The organism is Bradyrhizobium sp. CSA207 (genome assembly GCF_029051685.1).
In the GTDB taxonomy this organism is placed as follows: Bacteria; Pseudomonadota; Alphaproteobacteria; order Rhizobiales; family Xanthobacteraceae; genus Bradyrhizobium.
The window spans coordinates 78082-98686 of record NZ_JAACFT010000007.1 but is presented as its reverse complement, the minus strand read 5'-3'; the positions used below and the strand labels follow the sequence as shown (position 1 = coordinate 98686).

Below are 20605 nucleotides of genomic sequence, written 5' to 3'. Positions count from 1 at the left end.
CCTGGAAGTGGAGGTGACAAACATGCGATGTCTGACCTCACAAGAGGCCACGGACCTGCTTGGTCGGGAAGGCTTCAGCGTTCGATCCAATACCCCAATGGGCCGAACTGCGCTCGTGCTTGATCCAACAATCGCCTCCAGTCAGACCCGCGTTGGCGGGAGGCCACCGCCAAACGTTCGACACTTGCCGCATTTTGCGGAGGCCATGAACCGCTGGCACTCGTCGAATGGGGCGCGCCTGCTCTGGGTCGACCATTGGAGCAATGACTTCCCGAGTATGCACGCGACGTTCGTCTCTCTACGAGCCGGATTGGGCGAAACCAGATCGCTATCCGATGCTCCGGGACACTATTTTGGTTCTCAACCCTACCACGAGCGCGATCAATCGGTGATTTCGGCAGAACAGGCTCGAACCATAGGAATATTGATAGGCTTGATGTCAATGATCATGATTGAGGGCTGGGACGGCTGGTTGGTTGCGCAGGGAAGCACCGATCGTATCGAGTTTTGGGAAGGAAACATCTTCTTCTACTCCAGCGAGGCATTGCGCCTGTCTTCGGCGAACACCTTGTTGGACGATTTCGGTTGCCCTCGAAATCTGGAATGACGCGCTGTTATTCAACAAGGCCGATAGTAGATCGGACGAGACGGCACGCAAATGAGGAACATACCTCACGCTTGGCAATGGCCCTCTACCCCCCGTCGAAATCCCGCGGCGAAAACGGCAGGTCCATCACCTTCCATTCCCCGTACTTGTCTGCCGGCAGCATCCTGTAGGGTTGGCAGGCTTGCAGCGCGCTCATCGCGGACTTTACGAGAGCGACGCCCTTTGCGGATGGCGGGGCTTCGATCAGGATCGGCTCGCGCGCCAGCGTGCCGTCGGTGGCGAGCACCGTGCGCAGCTTGATGTGCAAATTGTCGGTCGGCTCGACCCCGGCCGGCAGTTTTGCGCAGCTCCTCAGGTGCCGGCGGAGCTCGGCGATCACTTCGGGCGGCAGCTTCGCACCGATCGAATCCTTGGCATCGCCGCCGTCGTCCTTGGGCGCGTCCTTCGGCTCGGGCGGCAATTCCAGCGGCAGGCCCAGCATGACGCCGTACTTGACGGTGACGTCGGGTTCGGGGGCCTGATAGGCCGGCGGTGCGGCTTGCGGCTGCGGCATCGCCTGTGGCTGCGGTGCCGGCTGAGACTGCAGCTTCGGCAACGGCCGTTGCGGCGGCAATTGCGATGGCTGCGGCTGTTTCTGCAGCAATGGCTGCTCGGGCAAGGCCTGCTGCTGCGACGGTTGCGACGTGGCCTGCTGCTTTGTCGCAGGCTTCGCCGCAGCGTCCGCCTTCTCCTTGTCGGTGAAATCCAGCTTCGGCAGCTTCAGGTCGGGCGGCGGCTCCGGCGGTTTCTCCTTCACCTCTTGCTTGACCTCTTCCTTGGCCTTCTCCTCGGCTTTGGCCTCCTCCTGCTTCACCTGTTCTGGTGTAACCATGTCGACCGACACCGTCTCGGGCGCCGCGGGGTGAAACGGATGGACCTCGCTGATCAAGATGATCAGCCCCACCAGCGTCAGATGCGCGATTGCCGACGCTGCAATGTCCGTCCGTATGATCTTCCGCGGTTCCATCGACTGGTCTTGGGTTGCCGCGCTGGTCCTAGCATACCGGATCGGCCCCTCAATCCCATTTCGGCGCGAAGCCGAAATCGGTCAGGCGCCCCTTCGGATTGGCCAGCGCCGCGACCTGCGCCATCTCGTCATCCGTCAGCGCGAAATCGAAGATCTCGATGTTTTCGGACAGCCGCTCGATCCGCGAGGTGCGCGGGATCGCGGAAACATTCTGTTGCACCAGCCAGCGCAGGCAGATCTGCGCCGGCGTCTTGCGATGGGCGCGCCCGATTGCCGCAAGCGTCTGGTCGGACTTGATGCGGCCCCTGGCGATCGGGCTGTAGGCGACCAGCGCCAGGCCATGCTGGTCGCAGGCCGCCCTGACCTTGGCCTGGTCGAGATAGGGGTGATATTCGACCTGGTTGCAGACGAGCGGCTCCGGGCACAGCGCGACCGCCTCTTCGATCAGGGCCACCGTGAAATTGGACACGCCGATGTGGTGCGTCAGGCCCATCCGCTTGGCATGCGCCAGCGCGCCCAGCGTCTCCGCCAGCGGCACATGCGGATTGGGCCAGTGCAGCAGCAACAGGTCGACGAACGGAAGCCGCAGCCGCGCCAGGCTCTCCTTGACCGAGCGCTCGAGATCGTGGGGCGCGAAATGGTTGGTCCAGACCTTGGTGGTCAGGAAGACGTCGTCACGCCGCACGCCCGAGGACCGCATTCCATCGCCGACTTCGCGCTCATTGTCATAGGCCTGCGCGGTGTCGATGTGGCGGTAGCCGAGCCGCAGCGCCTGCTCGACCACGCGCGCGCAGGTCCGCCCGCTCAGCTCCCAGGTCCCCAGCCCGATCGCCGGGATTTTGGCGCCGTTGGCCTCGACGAACAGCATGAGGAATCCTCTCTGTCGAAGTCGCCCTCAGGTCGCATTATGGACCCCGCCGGCGACAGTGCCAACGGAGGCCGCCGCACGCGACGCGGTTATTCAGCGCAACCCTAACGGGACATTGGCGTCAGGCTTTGGCGAGCGCCTGGAACACCGTCTCCGGCGCATGCGCGATCACGGCGAGCAGCGCGCGGGCGGGTCCCCGCGGGGCGCGCTTGCCCTGCTCCCAGTTGCGGATGGTCTCGACGGGCACCCCCAATTTGGCAGCAAACTCCATCTGGGTGAGGCAGGCGCGGCGGCGCAAATCGCGCACCGCAAGCGGACTGGCTTCGGCGGCCGGGCTTGGCATCGCGGGCTGGACCGGAAACTCCTGCCCGTCCCGCAATTCGACGATCCGTCCGTCCGCCTTCAGCCGCAACCGCATGCTCATTCCCCCAAGCACGGGCGATGATGCGGCAGGCCGCTTAAGTTCGGATTAAAGATAGCGGTTTCGACTCGGTCAGTAGCCCGGATGGAGCGAAAGCGTAATCCGGGGCGCCTCCCGCGCCGACACAGCGGTCCCGGATTGCGCTTCGCTCCATCCGGGCTACGAACTCCATGCCCTACTTCAGCCCGAACCACAGGGTGGCGATGCCGAGAAAGGAGAAGAAGCCGACGACGTCGGTCACGGTCGTGACGAAGGTGCCGGAGGCCACGGCCGGGTCGGCCCGCACCCGGTCCAGTGCCATCGGGATCAGGATGCCGCCGAGCGCACCTGCCAACAGGTTGCAGATGATCGCGAGCCCAATGACGATACCGAGGCCCGGGATCTTGAACCAGACGACCGCCGCGATCCCTGTGATCACGGCGAAGGCAAGACCGTTGACGAGGCCAACCAGACCCTCGCGCATCACCACGCGAAAGGCATTGAAAGAGCCGAGCTCGCGGGTGGCCAGCGCACGCACCGCGACCGTCATGGTCTGGGTGGCGGCGTTGCCGCCCTGGCTTGCGACGATCGGCGCCAGCACGGCAAGCGCCACCATCTTCTCGAGCTGGCCCTCGAACAGGCCGAGCACTGAGGACGCCAGGAAGGCGGTGGCCAGGTTGACCAGCAGCCAGTTGAACCGCGCCCGCGCAATGGTGAACACCGTGTCGGACAATTCTTCGCCGCTGGAGACGCCGCCCAGCGCCTTGAGGTCCTCGTCCGCCTCTTCCTCGATCACGTCGACGACGTCGTCGACGGTGATGACCCCGACGAGGCGGTCCTGGGTGTCGAGCACGGGCGCCGCGACCAGATTGTACTTGCCGAACATGCGCGCCACCTCTTCCTGGTCCTCCAGGACGGAGACGCGGCGGCGATCCTCGTCGGTCAATTCGGCGAGCGCGATCGGGCGGCGGGCGCGAAGCAGGACGTCGAGGGGGATCGCGCCCTGCCAGTGCTGGTCCTTGTCGACGACGTAGATCTCGTAGAAGCGGTCGGGCAGATCCGGCGTCTCGCGCATGTAGTCGATCGCCTGGCCGACGGTGAAATCCTGCGGCACCGCGATGAACTCGGTCTGCATGCGCCGGCCGGCGGAATTTTCCGGATAAAGCAGGCTGCGCTCGAGCGCAACGCGCTCTTGCAGCGGCAGCTTCTCGAGGATCTCCTCCTGCTCGGCCTGGTCGAGGGCTTCGAGCAGCTCGACGGCATCGTCGGATTCGAGCTCGCGGACACCCTCGGCCACCGTCTCCGGCGGCAGCTCCTCGAGGATCTCCTCGCGCACGCCCTCGTCGAGCTCGTTCAGCGCCGAGAAGTCGAAGTCGCGCCCGGTGAGCTCGACCAGGCGGACGCGGTCGTGGGGCTCGAGAGCCCCGATCAGATCGCCGAGATCGGCCTCGTGCAGCTCGGCAACGATGGCACGCAACAGCGCGCTGTCGCCGCCTTCGATCGCGTGCGCAATCTCCTCGACGAATTCGTGACGAATTTCGCCGTCTTCATTGCGCATCGGAACGTGGTCGAGTACCGAGGCCTCGGCGGAGGTGGCAACGTCCATATGTTCGTCCATGGCGCGCCTCTCCGTTTGACAGGTCGGGTCAGGTGGTCTCAGCTGATCGTTCAGGCAATACCCACAAGGCATTAGCGAGCGCAATGGCAAAGATGCATCAACCGAGGTGGGCCTCGATGCCGGCGGGCGCGCTGCTCGCTGCCCTGATCGGCATCGCCTGTGCTGATGCCGCCAACTGTCCGCGCAAGGATGCGCTCGGCACCTCACGGGTGCTGAGCGTCGATGCCAAGACGACGCCACGGGTCGGATTGAAGAGCTTTCCCCAGACGCTGCCTCTCGCCGATCGCGAGGTCGTGCTGACCTTCGACGATGGCCCGCATCCGCCGACCACCTCGAAGGTGCTGGCCGCGCTGGCGCAGGAATGCGTGCGCGCGACCTTCTTCCTGATCGGCCTGCCCGCCTCCGAGCATCCCGACATGGTCAAGCGCATCGCCCGCGAGGGCCATACGATCGGCCATCACACCTGGTCGCATGCGTTCATGGCGCGGATCCCATTCGACAAGGCGAGGAGCGAGATCGACCGCGGCATCGCAGCCAACGAAATGGCGCTGCACGGCACCTCGACGACGACGCCATCGACGCCGTTCTTCCGCTTCCCCTATTTCGAGGCGACGCCGGCCGAGCTCGACCTGCTCCAGTCGCGCGGCATCGTCGTGTTCGGGGCCGATCTGTGGGCCAGCGACTGGGACGAGATGACGCCGGAGCAGGAATTGAAGCTCGTCACCGAGCGCCTCGCCGCAGCCGGCAAGGGTATCATTCTCTTCCACGACCCCAAGGCGCGCACGGCCGCGATCATGCCGGCCTTCCTGCGGTATTTGCGGGAGAACGGCTACCGCGTCGTTCACGTGGTGCCGGCGGGCGCGGTGCAGAAGAATGCCGACGCGCATTGATGCCGGAATGTCACGCCGGCGCAAAATGGGGGGATTTGGCGTCTATTAACAGTCTGTTCATGCTACGCCATGCAAACATGACGGGGACTGTTTGATAGGAAGGGACTCGCGCCTGAACCGTTTTCGGGCGCCTGCGACCTACTATGGCGGCAATCGCACATGAGGGCAGACCGGGTTGATGATCGGCAGTAGCGTTGCTTTCCGGACGCGACCGTGGATCGTCCTCGGTCTCGGTGGTTTCCTTGGATTTCTGACCCTCGGCTCGCCGGCGGCGCTTGCGGCCGATTGCCCCGGCCATCCGGACGCGCTCGGCACCTCGCGCACCCTCGTCGTCGACCCGCACGAGCATCCGCGGATCGGCACCATGCAGTACCGCGAGACGCTGCCGTTGAAAGATCACGAAGTGGTCCTGACCTTCGACGACGGCCCGCTGCCGAAATACTCCAACCAGGTGCTGCAGATCCTGGCCGATGAATGCATCAAGGCGACCTTCTTCATCATCGGCGGCCAGGCCAAGGCCAACCCGGAAGGCGTGCGCAAGCTGGTGACGGCGGGCCACACTGTCGGCACCCACAGCATGACCCATCCCCTGACATTCGACAGGATGCCGATCGAGAAGGCCGAGGCCGAGATCAATGGCGGCATCGAGTGGACATCGGCCGCGATGACCGATCCGTCCGCACTGGCGCCGTTCTTCCGGATCCCCGGCCTGATGCGGGCCGAAGGCGTCGAGAATCTTCTGATCTCGCGCGGCATCCAGGTCTGGAGCGCGGACTTCCCGGCCGACGACTGGCGCCACGTGTCGCCTGATCGCGTCTACCAGCTCGCGATCCAGCGCCTGGAGGCCAAGGGCAAGGGCATCTTGCTGCTGCACGACATCCAGCCCCGCACCGTCGCGGCGCTGCCCAAGATCATCCGCGACCTCAAGGCGCGCGGCTATCGCATCGTCCATGTGGTGCCGGCGACCGCGGACCGGCCGGCGACGCCGACCGCGCCGGTGGAATGGCTGCTGCATCCGCCGTCGGAGACCACGCCGATCGCGCGCTGGCCGGCCGTGCCCAATTTTGTCTACGCGCAGACCGAGACGCTTCCGGCGCCTAACCTGGCCGATCTCAACGCGCAGCCGGCGCATCAGCCGCTGTTGCCGCGCCGGACCATGGCGCAGGCGAATGTCGCCGCCATCCTGCCCACGCCGGGCCGCGATCTCTTCGCGATTCCCGAGGGCTCGCTCGACGTGCTGCTGTCCACGACATTGTCACGGCGCGCCGCGACGCGGCTCGCCATGGCCGCCGAAACCACCCGCGCTCCCAAGGGCAAGACCGCCAAGCCGCAAGCCCGGCACACCTCGCATGCGACGCCGGCCACGCCGAAGCACGTAGCCCAGCCCAACAGCGGCACGCCGCGTCCGACCCGGCTCAGTAAGCGCTACCCTACTGCCGCATGATGTTGGCGACGCAGAGCAGCACGATCAGCGCCAGGAAGAGCAGGTCCATATAGGACTTCAGCTCGCCGTCGCGGCGCAGCCGGGCAACGTCCATCACGACCTGCTTGCGCGCACTCGTTCCGCCGCTGCCGTCATTGATGGGGCCCTGCAACCGCCGCGTCTCGGTCTCGAGCTTCTCGATCTTCTGGAAGAAATAGAACGAGCGCAGCGTCGAGGCTGCGCGCATGGCGCTGTAGATCAGCACCAGGATCGCGAGCATCGCCCGGTTCGGATATTTCTCCATGAAGTTCAGGCTGAAATATACCATCGCCAGGAACGCGAAATTGGTCAGGAAGCGGTAGGCGATGCTTAGAAAGACCATGCTGGCTCCACCCGAGAGAAGGCGCGCAACGGGACAAATATTGCGAATTTCGCCGGCGCCGGCGTGCAGGCCGCAAGGCTGGCCCGAATGCCGCGCAGGCCCCTCTACGCCAACTTTGTTGCAACTAAGATAAGATCGCCGCCCGCCGGCCGCCGGCCGCCTTTTAGCCATGCTCGGCCACAATGCAAACAACCACGGCGAGCCAACTGTTCCAGCCGCGCGCGCAACGGCTCAATGGAGATTCGGCGCAAGCCGCGATAGACTGTCGTCGCCACTCGCATGGGGGTCTGCCGATGCCGAAGAAGGGAATCACGGGCCACGACGAATGGGTCCTCACCGAGGCCCTCGCCACCGCGCTGGTCGCGCTGGAGCAGCTCGAGGCAAAGCACCAACCCCGCGCGCACATGGACGACATCCGGAAAATGCTGTCGAACGGCAAGGAGCCGGCGGCCGTGAGCCTGCACCTCGCCCAGGCCAAATGCCGCCTGTTCCCAGACATTGATCCGCTGGAGATCTACCGGGAGTACGGGATCGGCGAGGAATATGGCTGAGGCGCGGCGATCTATCGGCTGGGCTGGGGGTGTCCAAACGACGCCCGCACGAAGCGCTGCGTGCAGCAGTAGGTTTAGACGTGAGCGGGGTGGTCATGCACCGCGCCGTCAGCGCGCCGACGATTCTTGTCGTTTGGCGAGCACGAACAGCGGCAAGGACAGCAGCTGGGCGAGCACCGCGAAAGCGACCAGGCCGACACGCGATTGATCATAGAGCAATCCGGTCGCGACGCTGTCACGGTGTCGCAGCGAATGTCTTCCTTGCCATGTGTCGCTTGAGGATTGAAAGCCGGATCATGCGCTAGCTCCCAGCGGCCACCCCTCTACCTGCCTGCTCCACTCCTGGTGCCAGCCGGCGCAGATCGGTCTTGCGTCAGCCCCAGCACCATGTCCGAGAAGCGCTCACCCTGTACCAGCACGTGGCTGTGAAGACGGCTCGCAGCGAGCTGCTCGTCGCCGGCGCGGATCGCTTCGAGAATCCCGGCGTGCTCTTGTAGCGATTGCAGCAGACGGTTACGCGCGCGAAGCTGGATGCGTCGATAGGCGCTCAAGCGCTTATGCAGGGCGAAGGCTTGATCGGCCAGGAAGCTGTTGCGGCTCGCGCGGTAGATCGCTTCGTGAAAATTGCGGTTGTCCGCGTAGTACTGCTCGCTGTCGCCTTGCCGCACGTCCAACTCGCACGCGCGGTGCGCCGCCTCCATTGCAGCGTCGTTCTCCGGTGTGAGCCGGCGCGCGGCCAAGCGGCCGCAGGCGCTTTCGATCTCGGCCATGGTCTCGAACATTTCGAAAAGCCGGGTGGGTGAGGGAACGCTGACGATCGCCCCGCGCCGCGGGCGGACATCGATGAAACCTTCGGCGCCGAGCTGAAGCAGCGCCTCCCGGATGGGCGTCCGCGACACCCCGAATCGCTCGGCCAGGGAAGCCTCGTCCAGGCGATCGCCCGGTCGAAATTCCCCAGCCATCACAGCGTCTTCGATCGACTGTTTCAATCTGAAGGCTTGGCTCATTGTATACACCTGATCCTCTAATTCCATACCACATGCTTGACAAACCATACAACATCCGGTTCAAATAGCGATTGTATGCAATACCAAGATTAAAAAATGCAATACGACACGGGAGGTATGGAATGAAGGTTTCAAGACGCCAAGCCCTCGCCCTCGGGATCGCCGCACCGGCGCTATTCCGGCTCGGACCCGCGCGCGCGGCCACAGCGCTGAAGATCTCGCACCAGTTTCCAGGCGGCACGCCAACCGAAGGCGATTTCCGCGACCGGCTGTGCCGGCGCTTTGCGGCCCTGATCCAGGAACGCAGCAAGGGAGCGATGAGCGCCGAGATCTATCCGGGCTCCTCGCTCATGAAGACCAACGCGCAGTTCTCGGCGATGCGCAAAGGAGCGCTCGACATGAGCCTCATCCCGATCTCCTACGCCGGCGGCGATCTTCCCGAACTCAACATCGGCCTGATGCCCGGCCTCGTCACCGGCTACGACGAGGGACTCGGCTGGAAGAACAAGCCGATCGGCCAGGAGTTCAGCAAATTACTTGCGGCCAAAGGCGTCGTCATCATCACCTGGATCTGGCAGGCTGGTGGTGCCGCCAGCCGCGCGCGTCCATTGGTCGAGGTCGCCGATGCCAAGGGCATGAAGATCCGCGGCGGCTCGCGCGAGATGGATCTCGTGCTTCAGGCTGCCGGCGCCTCGGTCCTCTCGCTGCCGTCCAATGAACTTTACGCTGCCATGCAGACCGGCGCTTGCGATGCCGCCCTCACCTCGTCCACCAGTCTGACCTCGTTCCGGCTGGAAGAGCTCGCCAAGCATCTGACGACCGGACGGGAGAAGAGCTATTGGTTCATGCTCGAGCCCCTCGTCATGTCGAAGGCGGTGTTCGACCGGCTTTCGAACGAGGAGCGCGAGATCATCGTGTCGGTTGGCGCCGAGCTCGAAGAGTTCGGCCGCGCTGCGGCGGTGGAGGACGATGTCCGCGTAGCGAAGGTCTACCAGGCCGCCGGCGCGACCGTCCATGATCTCGACGCCAAGCTCGTCACGGCATGGCGGGACCTCGCGCGCGATACGGCCTGGAAGGATTATGCCAACAAGAACGAGAACTGCGCCCGCTTGATCAAGCTGGCCATGGAGGCCGGCTCATGAGCGCGCACGGCGTCGATCTCGGCCATCCTGTCGTGGTGACGGCAGCGCGCCCCGGTTCCGCCATGGCCCGGATCAACCGTGCCATGGCCCTGCTCAACAAGACCATCGTCGTCGTCTGCTCGATTGCCCTCATCGTCGCGAGCGTGATTCTGAGCTACAGCGTGGCCGCGCGTTACTTCTTCAACGCCGCAACCTATTGGCAGGACGAAGCGGCCGTCTTCCTGCTGGTCGCCGCAACGTTCCTGTCCACCGCCTTCGTGCAGGCCGGCCGCGGTCATATCGGCATCGAAGCCCTCACCGGCTACCTGTCCAAGCGCGGCAACGCGATCCGCATCCTCGTGGTCGACGCGACAAGCTTGCTGTTCTGCTGCTTCTTCTCCTGGAAATCCTGGACGCTGTTCCACGAGGCGTGGGTCGACGGACAGGTGTCGGGATCGACCTGGGCCCCGCCTCTGTGGATTCCCTACAGCATGATGGCGCTCGGCATGACGCTACTGACGCTGCAGATCGCGCTTCAACTGGCTGCAGCGATCGATGGATGGAGAAGCAAATGAGCACGCTTGCCGTTGGACTGATGTATGGCGGCGCCACGCTTGCCGTCATGGCATCGGGCATGCCAATCGCGCTGGCGCTCGGTGCCGTAGCCGTCATCTTCATGTACTTCTTCATGCCCTCCGCATCGCTCGATACGGTGACGCAAAACGTCTACGAGGAGCTGGCTTCGATCACGCTGCTGGCCATCCCGCTCTTCATTCTCAAGGGCGCTGCGATCGGCAAGTCGAAGGCGGGACAGGATCTCTACAGCGCGCTGCATCTCTGGATGGGCCGCATCCCGGGTGGGCTTGGCATTGCCAACGTCTTTGCCTGCGCGCTGTTCGCGGCAATGGCCGGGTCTTCTCCGGCGACCTGCTCGGCGATCGGCTCGGCAGGGATTCCCGAGATGCGCAAGCGCGGATATTCCGGCGGCTTTGCCGCAGGCGTGATCGCAGCCGGCGGCACGCTCGGGATCCTGCTGCCGCCCTCGATCACGATGATCCTGTATGCGGTCGCGGCGGAGCAGTCGCTCGGGCGTCTGTTCCTCGCGGGCATCGGGCCCGGCCTTCTCCTGGTGGTGCTGTTTGCAACCTACGCGGTGCTGAGGTTCAAAGCCGAATACAAGGCGGCGCAGCGGGCCTATGCGGCAGACCCCGCGCAGCATCCGATCCTTTCGAACGAGCGCTTCACCATGGCGATGCGGTTCGGTGCGCTGCCGCGGGTCCTGCCCTTCGTGGTGCTGCTCAGCGGCGTGATGGTTGCGCTTTATGGCGGCTATGCCACGCCTTCGGAGACAGCAGGCCTCGGCGGCATCCTGGCGCTGGTCCTGATCGCCTCCATCTACGGCGTGTGGCGCCCGCGGGATCTCGGCCCAATCCTGGAATCGACGCTAAAGGAATCGACCATGCTGATGCTGATCATCGGCATGTCGCTGCTCTACTCCTACGTGATGAGCTATCTCCATATCAGCCAGGGGGCGGCTCAAGCCATCGTCGCCATGCAGCTCTCCCGATGGGTGCTGCTGGCAGCGATCCTGGTGCTGGTGGTCGTGCTCGGCTTCTTCCTGCCGCCGGTCTCGATCATCCTGATGACCGCGCCGATCATCCTACCGCCGCTCAAGGACGCAGGCTTCGACCTGATCTGGTTCGGGGTGGTGATGACGATCGTGATGGAGATGGGTCTCATCCATCCGCCCGTCGGCCTCAACATCTTCGTCATCAGGAACATCGCGCCCGACATCCCCTTGCGGGACGTGATCTGGGGAACGCTGCCGTTCGTGCTCCTGATGGCGTTCGCCGTGGTGCTGCTTTGCCTGGTGCCCTCGATCTCAACCTCGTTGCCCAACCTGGTGATGGGCGCACCAACGCGTTAACCGAGGAGGCATGAACCATGCTGAACGATACGAGGTCCGGCCGCATCACGGCGCCTGAATTCCTGCAAGGGCTCATCGACACCTTGACGCAACGTGGTCGCGCGGTCCTGGGTATCAAGCCCGAACGCAATGTCGGCGAGGATCGTGATCTCGAGATCCTGGGCGAGGCGCTGCTGTCTCGACGCGGCGAAGCCTCCGGCGTCGCGATCGCGCAATCGCTGCTTGCGGCTTTCGAGCAGGCGGGCGAGCCGCAGCGGCTGAAATTTCTCTCCTCGCTCGCCGACCGGTTCGGGCCGGACCGCCGCGCGATCGAGCTCGCGATCGCCGCCTACCAGCGCAAGGAGGACGGCGACGGCGGCAAGCTCGAGGCGCTTCACGCCGCGGCGGAGCCGCGCCGGCAGGAGCTCATCCGCCGCCTCAATCTGGCACCCGGCGGGACGGCCTCGCTCGTGCGCATGCGAGAGGTCCTGCTTGCGCTCCTGCGCGAGCATCCCGAACTCCAGCCGGTCGACGACGATTTCGTGCATCTATTTTCGTCCTGGTTCAACAGGGGGTTCCTCGTGCTGCGGCCGATCGACTGGACGACGTCGGCCAACATCCTCGAAAAGATCATCAAGTATGAAGCCGTCCATGCCATCCAGGACTGGGACGATCTGCGCAGCCGGCTCGAGCCGCCCGATCGCCGCTGCTACGCGTTCTTTCATCCCCAGCTGGTCGACGAGCCGCTGATCTTCGTGGAGGTCGCACTCACGAAGGAGATTCCCGGCGCGATCAATCCGCTGCTCGACAAATCGCGCCAGGCGATCGCGGCACGTGACGCCACGACCGCCGTATTCTACTCGATCTCGAATACGCAAAAGGGCCTCGCCGGCGTCTCCTTCGGCAATTTTCTGATCAAGCAAGTGGTCCAGGACCTCGCCCGCGAGCTTCCGAACTTGAAGACCTTCGTCACCCTGTCGCCCGTTCCCGGCTTTGCCGGCTGGGTCCGGCGCGAGCTCAAGACCGAGGCCTCCAGCGCCATCGACGAGGACACGAGGCGTGCACTGACTGCGCTCGATGACGGCGGCGACATCGCGCAGGCAAAAGAGGCCATCACCGCCCTCGCCGCCTATTACTTCCTGAAGGCGAAACTGCCGTCAGGCAAGCCGGTCGATCCGGTCGCCCGCTTTCATCTCGGCAACGGCGCGCGCCTGGAGCGGCTGAATTTCCTCGGCGATGCTTCGCCCAAGGGCATCAAGCAATCCTACGGCCTGATGGTCAATTATCTCTACGCACTCGACCATATCGAAGCGAACCATGAAGCGTTCGCGGAGCACGGCGCTGTCGTGGCCTCCGACAAGGTGAAGAAGGCGCTCCGCGCCAAGCTGTCGTCCCGCGACCTTGTGCCGAGCTCACAGACCAACTCTCAGCGGAAGATCTCGTCATGACCTGGAATTTGTACGACCGCCTGCTTGGCTCCGCGCACTCGGATCAGTCCATCTGCATCGAGAAGGACGACGGCGCCACCCTGACCTACGCGGAGCTCGCCGCGCTTACCGGCAGGTTCGCGAATTTGCTCGCCAGCCACGGCATCGGTCCGAACCACCGTGTCGCGGCCAAGGTGGAGAAATCCGTCGAGGCTGTCGCACTTTATCTTGCGACGCTCCGCTCCGGTGCCGTCTATCTGCCGCTCAATACCGCCTATACGCCGGCCGAAACTGAATACTTCATCCGCGATGCGCAGCCGAGCCTGATCGTATGCGACCCCAAGGAAGCAGCCGACCTGCGCGCCATTGCCGCGAAGACAAGCGGACGTGTCGAGACGCTCGATCAGGACGGGCACGGGTCCCTGGTCGATGCCGCAGCTGGCTTTCCGGCGGCTTTCGACACGGTGCCGCGCGCGAAGGACGATTTGGCGGCGATTCTCTACACCTCGGGCACGACCGGCCGATCAAAGGGCGCGATGCTGACGCATGGCAATCTGGTCTCGAACGCGCTGACGCTGGTCGAGCAATGGCGCTATACGCAACGCGACGTGCTGATCCACGCTCTGCCGATCTATCATATTCACGGGCTGTTCGTGGCCGGCAACGTGACATTCGCCGCGCGTGCGCGAATGATCTTCATGCAGAAGTTCGACGCAGAGCGGATTGTCGCGGCGATGGCGCGATCGACCGTTCTGATGGGCGTGCCGACTTTCTATGTTCGCTTGCTCCAGAGCCAGAATTTGAGCGAGCACACGACCGCATATATGAGGCTGTTTGTTGCTGGCTCCGCGCCGCTATTGGCGGAGACCCACCGCGCCTGGAACGACAGGACCGGTCACGAGATCCTCGAACGCTACGGCATGACCGAAACGGGCATGATCGCCTCCAATCCCTATGACGGTCCGCGCATTCCGGGTTCGGTCGGTCGCCCGCTGCCCGCCATCGACGTCCGCATCACGGATCCCGAGAGCGGTGCCGTGCTGCCGACGAACGAGGTCGGCATGATCGAGGTTAGAGGACCAAACGTCTTTGCCGGCTACTGGAACATGCCGGACAAGACCGCTGCCGAATTCCGCGCTGACGGCTTCTTCATCACCGGCGACCTCGGCAAGCTCGATGCGAACGGCTATCTGTACATCGTTGGGCGGGGCAAGGATCTCATCATCACCGGCGGCTTCAATGTCTACCCGAAGGAGATCGAGACGGAAATCGACGCCATCCAAGGCGTGTTTGAAAGCGCGGTCGTCGGCGTGCCGCACGCCGACTTTGGCGAAGGCGTCACCGCTGCCGTCGTCCGGAAGGCCGGCTCATCGGTGGACGAACGCGCCATCCTGGCGGCGCTTTCCGGACGACTGGCAAAATTCAAGCAGCCCAAACGCATCATCTTCGTGGATGCGCTACCCCGGAACGCCATGGGCAAGATCCAGAAGAACCTGCTGCGCGAGCGTTTTGCCGATCTCTATTCAGCCAAAGTCGAGTGAAGGCCATCCCCCGGGATTCATGTGTGTGGGGAAAAATGAGCGTGATTGGAAGTTTCGCAAAAACAAACGACCCCGCCAGTTACCGAAGTAAGCTGACGGGGCTTGTGAACCGATCTTTGGTTTGACTTACCATTCCTCTCGGGTTTGGCTTGTCATTCCATTGACCGCTCACTAGCTAACCAACGGAGCGCGCTGGTTACCGTTCCCGGTACGGCGCGAATTTGTTCGACCACTGGTGCCCACAGATCGGTCCCGGAAAATCAGAGATCCCGATACAACCACTGGCGCGGGCTAGATTCGATCACGCAGGCCTTTGACACCCTCGCCTTGGGCGCAATGCTCGCAACAGAAAAAGGTACCCGCCTTCTCCAGGCCGTGTCCGACGATACGGATTCCACAATGATCGCAGGTCGGCGCGAGCGCGTGAATAGCGCATTCGAAGCTATCGAACGTATGCGCTTTGCCGTTCATCGAGACCTGAAAGGTCTTGTCATAGTCATTGCCGCAGGTTTCACATGTCGCCATGATGTCTCGCCTTCACCGACGTCGCAGATGTGTCCTGAAGTCGCCAAATGGCACTTGGTTCCAGCAGGGTGATGCGGCTAGGCGTCCCACGAACACCGCAGCAAGATCGTGGCCCGCGCGTACCCGCCCATTCAGCGTGTCGAATAATGATCTTTCGGGTCATCACCACCTACCCGAAATGGATCGGTCGTCCAGAACCCGTTTGTCAACCGATTGCCTTGCGCCGATCGGCCGAACGGATCTCGGTAAACTTGTGAAGGCGGCTGGCACAGCAATAAGCTCGCTCCGGCTGCTGTAAAGGAGGCCAAGAACTGAATATCCGGCGGTTGTGCGGGATCGCGCGCGATTGACGCTGCTTCATATTGAAGTCTTGCGTTGCAAGCGCAGCTCGGAACGCCATTGAAACGGCCGCAGGCATCGTGGCGCATACAAGCAGCATCCAGAGCGTCAACGGGCCGAGTTCCGGGTCGGTTGCCCGGGCCACAGTAATTTCCATGGAATAACAAACCGCCGGGGTCGATGTGATGGCCGTCTCCAGCAATCAATTGCCTCGCACGGAATTGCCCGGGCCGAGCTTCCGTCGCTGCTATTGGCGCAACCGACGCGCATAGCAGGAAAACCGCGCACAAGCATTCCAGCCGAAAACGCATGGCACAAAACCTCATCTGAACCCACCCAAACTCGGGTCGGCTGGAAACTCCATTGAGTCCAATATTCGGGGGGGTGCTCGGTTCCAGATGAAGTACGCCAAAGTGTGGGAGCTTGCGAGCATCGGCTTCCTCCGGCTGATGCGAAGGAACGTCCAAGAGCGGGGTGAGTTGCGCACATGAAGGACGGCGATCGTCGGCTTTGCCGATCGATCCGCTCTGGGTGCGGGTAACGCTGATGTACCGCCGAACCACCATTACGGAAGGAATTCCGCATGGCCCTCTCACCAGCAGCCGAGCGCATTCGCGAGCGGACCGAGCGCGAATTGATCGAGCTCCTGCATCGAGCGGGTGAGCATCTCCCTGCACCAGAACACGACGATTTCGGCCCCTATTTCGACCGGTTTGCTCGCGCAAAGGTCGTTCTGCTCGGTGAATCGACGCATGGCACATCGCAATTTTACCGGGCGCGCGCCAAAGGCGCCGCAGAAACGTATCCGTTCGGGTTCTGATCATGATGGCCGAAAAAGACCAACTCAGCGAAGCCTCAATCGGGCAGCACCGCCTTGCGGGCATTCTTGGTGTGCCCAACAACGCAACCGGCATCGTGATCTTCGCCCATGGTAGCGGCAGCGGCCGGATGAGCCCGCGCAACAATCAGGTGGCGGCGGGACTTCGCCAGGCCGGTCTGGCCACCCTCTTGCTGGACCTTCTCACGGTCGAGGAAGAGCGGGACCGTCGCAATGTTTTCAACATCAGGCTGCTGGCATTCCGACTGGCCGAAGCTGCCGAGTGGAGCCGCAATCAGCCCGAATTGGGTTCACTGCCCCTCGGCTATTTCGGGGCAAGCACGGGTGCGGCGGCGGCCCTGGTGGCGGCCGCCGAAGGGCAGAACGTCGCGGCAATTGTTTCACGCGGCGGCCGCCCGGATCTTGCCGGTGAGGCATTGCAGGCCGTGAGCGCGCCGACACTGCTGATCGTCGGCAGTGCCGATCGGCGGGTAATTCCGCTCAACCAGGCCGCCCTCGAGCGACTTTCGTGCGAGAAAGACCTCGTCATTGTGCCGGCGGCGAGCCACCTTTTCGAAGAACCCGGCACTCTGGAGCAGGTCATGCAACACGCCAAGCGATGGTTCGGCCGATTCTTGTCTTCGCCATTGCAGAGCGCGCCGGACGATATGGTGTTCGCGGACCGGCGCGAGGCTGGGCAACGGCTCGCGCCGCTTCTCATGAAATACAAGGACCAACACCCGGTGATACTCGCGCTGCCGCGCGGCGGCGTACCCGTCGCTTTCGAGGTGGCGCAGGCCCTGAACGCGCCGCTCGACGTCGCGCTCGTGCGCAAGATCGGTGCGCCCGGCCACAAGGAGCTTGGACTTGGCGCTGTGGTCGACGGCGCCCACGCGCAAGTCGTCTTGAATGACGAGATCGTTCGCACGCTCCAGCCGGGCAGAGCCTATCTGGAGGCGGAGACATCCCGTCAATTGGCTGAGATCGAGCGCCGCCGCCACCTCTACCGGAATGGCGAGCCGCCGCTCGATGTTGCCGGACGGACGGCCATCGTGATCGATGACGGGATCGCGACCGGCGGAACTGTAAAAGCGGTCCTGAAGGCGCTCGCCAAAGCAAAGCCAAGCCGCCTGGTGCTTGCTGTGCCGGTCGCACCAAAAGAGTCCCTTGCCGATCTCAATTCTGATGCGGACGAAATCATTTGCCTGGTCACCCCTGATCCATTCTATGCCGTCGGCTTGAATTACCGGGATTTCGGCCAGACTTCAGATCAGGAGGTGGTCGAACTGTTGCACCGTTCGAAGGTGCGCAGCCATTTGCGCGAGGGCCCATGATGTCTCCCGGAATTTCGCACGGCCGGGACTCAAAGTTCGGATATCTGACCGATGGACTCTATTCCCGTCTCAAGGATGTCGCCCAAGCGCAGTGGACGATGAGGCGCGTCCCGCCGTTTGGCGGGAGCGCAAACCGACATGTAGCTCCAGCAAGCGGAACCAAAGGAGGGCTCAATGAAAGTTCGCGATGCAATGACCCCCAACGTGCAGCTTTGTGCTCCGCAAGATAGCACCAGAGATGCAGCCGAAGCGATGACCGCACTCAATGTCGGGCTCCTGCCGGTGGCCGACAACGATCGACTGGTGGGAATGATCTCCGATCGCGACATCACCACGCGCGGCGTCGCCATGGGCCGAGGCCCGGACACGCTGGTCCGCGATATCATGACAATCGATGTCAAATACTGCTTTGAGGACCAGGATATCGCGGAGGTCACGCGTAACATGGCCGACATTCAGGTGCGGCGGCTACCAGTGATCAATCGCGACAAGCGCCTCGTCGGAATCATTGCGCTCAGCGACATCGCGCTTTCAGCGCCGGATGACTGCGCGGCGATCGCCCTGAACGGAATCTCCCAGCCTGGCGGACAACATGCGGGCGCGGTCACCGGCTAAAGCACGAGCTAAGCTAGAGATTTGTTGGGAGCGTTCGCGGCACAGCCGAGGAGAGCGCTCCTGGCGAACGTCAAGTCGCAACATCGATCGAACGCGCCACAAGGCAAACGTGGAGGATATCATCCGATGACGACGGTTGCGACCCTGCTTGCCCGAAAGCAACAGCTATTGGAGCGGCTGCAGGACAATCCCGGCCCGAACGAGCGGGACGAAATTCAGCGCCTGCTTGAACAGATCGACGCCGCGTTGGACTCGCTCGAACGATCGCGGCCTAGCCACGGCAATGCGCAATAGCACTGCAAGCACCAACCATCGGACTCAGGCCAGGACGCCTACGCGGCGACTATGCTGCGAATACCGTCTGCGATCGATTGGCTCGCGGAGAGGATCGTGACCTTCTCCGCTACCAAGCCGGCGTCGAGACGGAAGGGTGGTATCGTATCCGAGATAATGATCCGATCGACCAAGCCGCTCGCAACCAGCTTCTGCGCGCCGGGAAGGAACAGGCCATGTGTGGCCGCCAGGATGACATAGGCCGCGCCGCCCCGGCGGCAGGCTTTCACGGCGCGCAGCATGGTCGAGCCGCTGGCGATCATATCGTCAAAGATGACCACGGTCCGTTCGCGGACGCCGCTTGGAATCTCTTCGGCGCTGACGATGTGATCCAGTCGCCGTTTGCCCAGCGCGCCCAATTCGACATCTTCATTCATGGTCGTGCTGAGGGCATCGCGGAACTGTTCGGCGCGTTTCACCCCACCAATATCGGGCGAAATGACTTCGATATCCTGGTCGGCGAGAGCTTTGCCGAAATGCGTGGCGAAGAGCTCGGCACATTCTACGTTCACCGCCGGTATCCGAAATGCGTTCTCGAACGCGGCGGGATTGTGCACGTCCAGCGTCACGATAGCGTCCACCCCGGCGGCTTCGATGAGTTGAGCAATATACCGCAAGGACAGCGCCTCTCCAGGTTTCGTGCGCCGGTCCTGCCGCGCGTAGCAAAGATAGGGCGCGATCAAGATCACGCGCGCCGCCCCGGAATCCTTCAGAGTGCCCGCGAAGAGTAAGACATCGCAGAGCTTGTCGTGCACGCCGCGCGATGGCCCGTCATATAACGACTGGATAATGAGTGCATCCCGCCCGCGTGTGTCTGCCAGCGGCCTCATCTTGCGCTCGCCGTCCTCAAATGCCCTTTCTTCATGTTCCGCCAGGCTGGTGCCCAGGCATCCGGCGATTCCTTCCGCTTCGGGACGGCTGTCCTCCCAAGCGAAGATCACCGGCGCATGCATCAGAGCCCCGCTGCGATGCGAATCCCCAGTACCAGAAGTACGCATCCCACAAGTCCGGCAATGAAAACCAGACGCATCCACGGCTTGCGCAGGATGATCTCGCCCTGCCGCGCCTTCTCGGCTGGATAGCTTCGGGTACCCTCATTTGCACGCGAATGCGTCGTATTCTGCGTTTCAAGCATCTGCACCAACCGTTGCAAGATGTTCCACCACGGAACCTCAAAGCACTTCTTCGACCCGTGGCTCGCGTCTTGGCGTCTGCCGTAAGACGCGAAGGATAACCATCCATGGCAAGATCCGATCCCTGGACGAGGCAATCCTTGCGAAGAGTTGGCCAAGCCAAGCGTCAATTCATTGGAACGGGGATTTGGCTGAGGCGTTCGTCGGTTGGGGCTTGCAGTCAGAGGAGACAGACATGAGAAAGCTGATCCTGATACTGCTCGCCGGCGCGGGTGCGCTCATCACATCGAGCGCCTATGCTGCTGATGAAGTTCAACTCGGAGACGGTTCGCCTCTGCTTCATCAGGCACGGCTCGTTTGTGATGACACCGGCCGATGCTGGCACACCAGAGGCGATCGCCGCGTGATTATTGGAGACGACTACTATTACGGACCGCGGAGATATGATTACTACGATCGCGGCTACTATCACCGACCAGGTATCGGTGTTCATGGGCCGGGCTTCAGCTTTGGAATCGGCCCAGACTGGTAGTGGCCTGATGCGGCCATTCAACGGACCGGCGCCGCCGAGCCAGACTTGAGAACTCGGCGGGCCGCTACCTGCGGGAACTTCTCGCCGGAGATCAATCCGCTCGGATGCCTCGGATGCCGGAGCGCTGAGCAGCCAAAAACAATGCCGCTCGGATCAGAGCGCATCGCCGCCGGCAGCGCTGTCACCTTTCGTAAGGTGGCGCTGCAGCAGTCGGTCAAAGCACATTCACC

24 protein-coding genes are annotated in these 20605 nt (G+C 63.1%); 13 read left to right on the top strand and 11 right to left on the bottom strand.

Annotation, left to right across the window (positions count from 1 at the left end; genetic code table 11):
- Positions 1–22 precede the first annotated feature (22 nt).
- Complete coding sequence (locus GWG65_RS09760) at positions 23–607, top strand: hypothetical protein (protein WP_275195287.1); 585 nt, start codon at positions 23–25, stop codon at positions 605–607.
- An 85-nt stretch (positions 608–692) separates the two neighbouring features.
- Here GWG65_RS09760 and GWG65_RS09755 read toward each other — a convergent pair whose 3' ends face one another.
- The 4 genes from GWG65_RS09755 to mgtE all read right to left on the bottom strand — a co-directional run bounded on the left by GWG65_RS09755 (position 693) and on the right by mgtE (position 4499).
- Positions 693–1613, bottom strand: coding sequence for a hypothetical protein (locus GWG65_RS09755; protein ID WP_275195286.1), 921 nt, complete (start codon positions 1611–1613; stop codon positions 693–695).
- Between the two features lie 49 nt (positions 1614–1662).
- Entirely contained in the window at positions 1663–2481 is an 819-nt protein-coding gene (locus GWG65_RS09750) for an aldo/keto reductase (RefSeq protein WP_275195285.1), read from the bottom strand.
- A gap of 121 nt (positions 2482–2602) precedes the next feature.
- The gene (locus GWG65_RS09745; RefSeq protein ID WP_275195284.1) at positions 2603–2905 is read right to left on the bottom strand and encodes a helix-turn-helix domain-containing protein; all 303 of its coding nucleotides are present in this window, start codon (positions 2903–2905) and stop codon (positions 2603–2605) included.
- Positions 2906–3077: 172 nt separating this feature from the next.
- Entirely contained in the window at positions 3078–4499 is a 1422-nt protein-coding gene (gene mgtE / locus GWG65_RS09740; protein ID WP_275195283.1) for a magnesium transporter, read from the bottom strand.
- A gap of 116 nt (positions 4500–4615) precedes the next feature.
- Between mgtE and GWG65_RS09735 the strand changes: the two genes are divergently transcribed.
- The gene (locus GWG65_RS09735) at positions 4616–5389 is read left to right on the top strand and encodes a polysaccharide deacetylase family protein (protein ID WP_275195525.1); all 774 of its coding nucleotides are present in this window, start codon (positions 4616–4618) and stop codon (positions 5387–5389) included.
- A 178-nt stretch (positions 5390–5567) separates the two neighbouring features.
- Positions 5568–6833 (top strand): polysaccharide deacetylase family protein, encoded by a 1266-nt coding sequence (locus GWG65_RS09730; RefSeq protein WP_275195281.1) that lies wholly within the window; start codon positions 5568–5570, stop codon positions 6831–6833.
- Here the strand turns inward: GWG65_RS09730 and GWG65_RS09725 are convergent.
- Entirely contained in the window at positions 6820–7194 is a 375-nt protein-coding gene (locus GWG65_RS09725) for a hypothetical protein (protein ID WP_148737641.1), read from the bottom strand. The two genes, GWG65_RS09730 and GWG65_RS09725, sit on opposite strands and share 14 nt — an antisense overlap.
- A 293-nt stretch (positions 7195–7487) precedes the next feature.
- Here GWG65_RS09725 and GWG65_RS09720 point away from each other — a divergent pair, with 293 nt between their 5' ends.
- Positions 7488–7745, top strand: coding sequence for a hypothetical protein (locus GWG65_RS09720; RefSeq protein ID WP_275195279.1), 258 nt, complete (start codon positions 7488–7490; stop codon positions 7743–7745).
- 323 nt (positions 7746–8068) lie between these two features.
- On the opposite strand, the gene GWG65_RS09715 is transcribed toward GWG65_RS09720, so the two are convergent.
- Positions 8069–8752 (bottom strand): GntR family transcriptional regulator, encoded by a 684-nt coding sequence (locus GWG65_RS09715; protein WP_148737647.1) that lies wholly within the window; start codon positions 8750–8752, stop codon positions 8069–8071.
- A gap of 122 nt (positions 8753–8874) precedes the next feature.
- Between GWG65_RS09715 and dctP the strand changes: the two genes are divergently transcribed.
- Genes dctP through GWG65_RS09690 form a run of 5 tightly spaced genes read left to right on the top strand, consistent with a single transcriptional unit; the run spans position 8875 to position 14747 of the window.
- Entirely contained in the window at positions 8875–9894 is a 1020-nt protein-coding gene (gene dctP, locus GWG65_RS09710) for a TRAP transporter substrate-binding protein DctP (protein ID WP_275195277.1), read from the top strand.
- A complete protein-coding gene (locus GWG65_RS09705; protein WP_275195275.1) occupies positions 9891–10448 on the top strand; it encodes a TRAP transporter small permease in 558 nt (185 codons plus the stop codon). Before dctP ends, GWG65_RS09705 begins: the two co-directional genes overlap by 4 nt.
- The gene (locus GWG65_RS09700) at positions 10445–11800 is read left to right on the top strand and encodes a TRAP transporter large permease (RefSeq protein WP_275195273.1); all 1356 of its coding nucleotides are present in this window, start codon (positions 10445–10447) and stop codon (positions 11798–11800) included. Before GWG65_RS09705 ends, GWG65_RS09700 begins: the two co-directional genes overlap by 4 nt.
- A 17-nt stretch (positions 11801–11817) precedes the next feature.
- A complete protein-coding gene (locus GWG65_RS09695; protein WP_275195271.1) occupies positions 11818–13227 on the top strand; it encodes a malonyl-CoA decarboxylase in 1410 nt (469 codons plus the stop codon).
- Positions 13224–14747 (top strand): malonyl-CoA synthase, encoded by a 1524-nt coding sequence (locus GWG65_RS09690; protein WP_275195270.1) that lies wholly within the window; start codon positions 13224–13226, stop codon positions 14745–14747. The genes GWG65_RS09695 and GWG65_RS09690 overlap by 4 nt, the downstream gene beginning before the upstream one ends.
- A gap of 291 nt (positions 14748–15038) precedes the next feature.
- Here the strand turns inward: GWG65_RS09690 and GWG65_RS09685 are convergent, their stop codons facing one another.
- The 3 genes from GWG65_RS09685 to GWG65_RS09675 all read right to left on the bottom strand — a co-directional run bounded on the left by GWG65_RS09685 (position 15039) and on the right by GWG65_RS09675 (position 16365).
- Positions 15039–15272: a hypothetical protein gene (locus tag GWG65_RS09685; protein WP_148737979.1), complete on the bottom strand. Its 234-nt coding sequence runs from the start codon at positions 15270–15272 to the stop codon at positions 15039–15041.
- Between the two features lie 205 nt (positions 15273–15477).
- On the bottom strand, positions 15478–15813 hold the full coding sequence (locus tag GWG65_RS09680; RefSeq protein WP_275195268.1) for a hypothetical protein: 336 nt from the start codon (positions 15811–15813) through the stop codon (positions 15478–15480).
- 390 nt (positions 15814–16203) lie between these two features.
- Positions 16204–16365: a hypothetical protein gene (locus GWG65_RS09675; protein ID WP_275195267.1), complete on the bottom strand. Its 162-nt coding sequence runs from the start codon at positions 16363–16365 to the stop codon at positions 16204–16206.
- A gap of 68 nt (positions 16366–16433) precedes the next feature.
- Here GWG65_RS09675 and GWG65_RS40430 point away from each other — a divergent pair, with 68 nt between their 5' ends.
- The 3 genes from GWG65_RS40430 (at position 16434) to GWG65_RS09655 (ending at position 18671) form a co-directional block, all read left to right on the top strand.
- On the top strand, positions 16434–17762 hold the full coding sequence (locus GWG65_RS40430; protein ID WP_342760636.1) for a phosphoribosyltransferase family protein: 1329 nt from the start codon (positions 16434–16436) through the stop codon (positions 17760–17762).
- Positions 17763–17936: 174 nt separating this feature from the next.
- Positions 17937–18377 carry a CBS domain-containing protein gene (locus tag GWG65_RS09660; protein WP_275195265.1) on the top strand — a complete coding sequence of 147 codons (441 nt, stop codon included), beginning with the start codon at positions 17937–17939 and terminating at the stop codon, positions 18375–18377.
- Between the two features lie 126 nt (positions 18378–18503).
- Positions 18504–18671: a hypothetical protein gene (locus GWG65_RS09655; RefSeq protein WP_275195264.1), complete on the top strand. Its 168-nt coding sequence runs from the start codon at positions 18504–18506 to the stop codon at positions 18669–18671.
- A gap of 38 nt (positions 18672–18709) precedes the next feature.
- Here the strand turns inward: GWG65_RS09655 and prs are convergent, their stop codons facing one another.
- A complete protein-coding gene (gene prs, locus GWG65_RS09650) occupies positions 18710–19663 on the bottom strand; it encodes a ribose-phosphate diphosphokinase (RefSeq protein WP_275195263.1) in 954 nt (317 codons plus the stop codon).
- Entirely contained in the window at positions 19663–19863 is a 201-nt protein-coding gene (locus tag GWG65_RS09645; protein WP_275195261.1) for a hypothetical protein, read from the bottom strand. The genes prs and GWG65_RS09645 overlap by 1 nt, the downstream gene beginning before the upstream one ends.
- Positions 19864–20078: 215 nt before the next feature.
- Between GWG65_RS09645 and GWG65_RS09640 the strand changes: the two genes are divergently transcribed.
- Positions 20079–20375, top strand: a complete 297-nt coding sequence (locus GWG65_RS09640) for a hypothetical protein (RefSeq protein WP_275195260.1) — start codon at positions 20079–20081, stop codon at positions 20373–20375.
- Positions 20376–20605: the final 230 nt, after the last annotated feature.

What these genes read in the sequence shown, in the direction of transcription:
- GWG65_RS09760 (WP_275195287.1), top strand. Translation starts at nt 23, where the DNA reads ATGCGATGTCTGACCTCACAAGAGGCCACGGACCTGCTTGGTCGGGAA.
- GWG65_RS09755 (WP_275195286.1), bottom strand. Translation starts at nt 1,613, where the DNA reads ATGGAACCGCGGAAGATCATACGGACGGACATTGCAGCGTCGGCAATC.
- GWG65_RS09750 (WP_275195285.1), bottom strand. Translation starts at nt 2,481, where the DNA reads ATGCTGTTCGTCGAGGCCAACGGCGCCAAAATCCCGGCGATCGGGCTG.
- GWG65_RS09745 (WP_275195284.1), bottom strand. Translation starts at nt 2,905, where the DNA reads ATGAGCATGCGGTTGCGGCTGAAGGCGGACGGACGGATCGTCGAATTG.
- mgtE (WP_275195283.1), bottom strand. Translation starts at nt 4,499, where the DNA reads ATGGACGAACATATGGACGTTGCCACCTCCGCCGAGGCCTCGGTACTC.
- GWG65_RS09735 (WP_275195525.1), top strand. Translation starts at nt 4,616, where the DNA reads ATGCCGGCGGGCGCGCTGCTCGCTGCCCTGATCGGCATCGCCTGTGCT.
- GWG65_RS09730 (WP_275195281.1), top strand. Translation starts at nt 5,568, where the DNA reads ATGATCGGCAGTAGCGTTGCTTTCCGGACGCGACCGTGGATCGTCCTC.
- GWG65_RS09725 (WP_148737641.1), bottom strand. Translation starts at nt 7,194, where the DNA reads ATGGTCTTTCTAAGCATCGCCTACCGCTTCCTGACCAATTTCGCGTTC.
- GWG65_RS09720 (WP_275195279.1), top strand. Translation starts at nt 7,488, where the DNA reads ATGCCGAAGAAGGGAATCACGGGCCACGACGAATGGGTCCTCACCGAG.
- GWG65_RS09715 (WP_148737647.1), bottom strand. Translation starts at nt 8,752, where the DNA reads ATGAGCCAAGCCTTCAGATTGAAACAGTCGATCGAAGACGCTGTGATG.
- dctP (WP_275195277.1), top strand. Translation starts at nt 8,875, where the DNA reads ATGAAGGTTTCAAGACGCCAAGCCCTCGCCCTCGGGATCGCCGCACCG.
- GWG65_RS09705 (WP_275195275.1), top strand. Translation starts at nt 9,891, where the DNA reads ATGAGCGCGCACGGCGTCGATCTCGGCCATCCTGTCGTGGTGACGGCA.
- GWG65_RS09700 (WP_275195273.1), top strand. Translation starts at nt 10,445, where the DNA reads ATGAGCACGCTTGCCGTTGGACTGATGTATGGCGGCGCCACGCTTGCC.
- GWG65_RS09695 (WP_275195271.1), top strand. Translation starts at nt 11,818, where the DNA reads ATGCTGAACGATACGAGGTCCGGCCGCATCACGGCGCCTGAATTCCTG.
- GWG65_RS09690 (WP_275195270.1), top strand. Translation starts at nt 13,224, where the DNA reads ATGACCTGGAATTTGTACGACCGCCTGCTTGGCTCCGCGCACTCGGAT.
- GWG65_RS09685 (WP_148737979.1), bottom strand. Translation starts at nt 15,272, where the DNA reads ATGGCGACATGTGAAACCTGCGGCAATGACTATGACAAGACCTTTCAG.
- GWG65_RS09675 (WP_275195267.1), bottom strand. Translation starts at nt 16,365, where the DNA reads ATGCGTCGATTCACCGAGCAGAACGACCTTTGCGCGAGCAAACCGGTC.
- GWG65_RS40430 (WP_342760636.1), top strand. Translation starts at nt 16,434, where the DNA reads ATGATGGCCGAAAAAGACCAACTCAGCGAAGCCTCAATCGGGCAGCAC.
- GWG65_RS09660 (WP_275195265.1), top strand. Translation starts at nt 17,937, where the DNA reads ATGAAAGTTCGCGATGCAATGACCCCCAACGTGCAGCTTTGTGCTCCG.
- GWG65_RS09655 (WP_275195264.1), top strand. Translation starts at nt 18,504, where the DNA reads ATGACGACGGTTGCGACCCTGCTTGCCCGAAAGCAACAGCTATTGGAG.
- prs (WP_275195263.1), bottom strand. Translation starts at nt 19,663, where the DNA reads ATGCATGCGCCGGTGATCTTCGCTTGGGAGGACAGCCGTCCCGAAGCG.
- GWG65_RS09640 (WP_275195260.1), top strand. Translation starts at nt 20,079, where the DNA reads ATGAGAAAGCTGATCCTGATACTGCTCGCCGGCGCGGGTGCGCTCATC.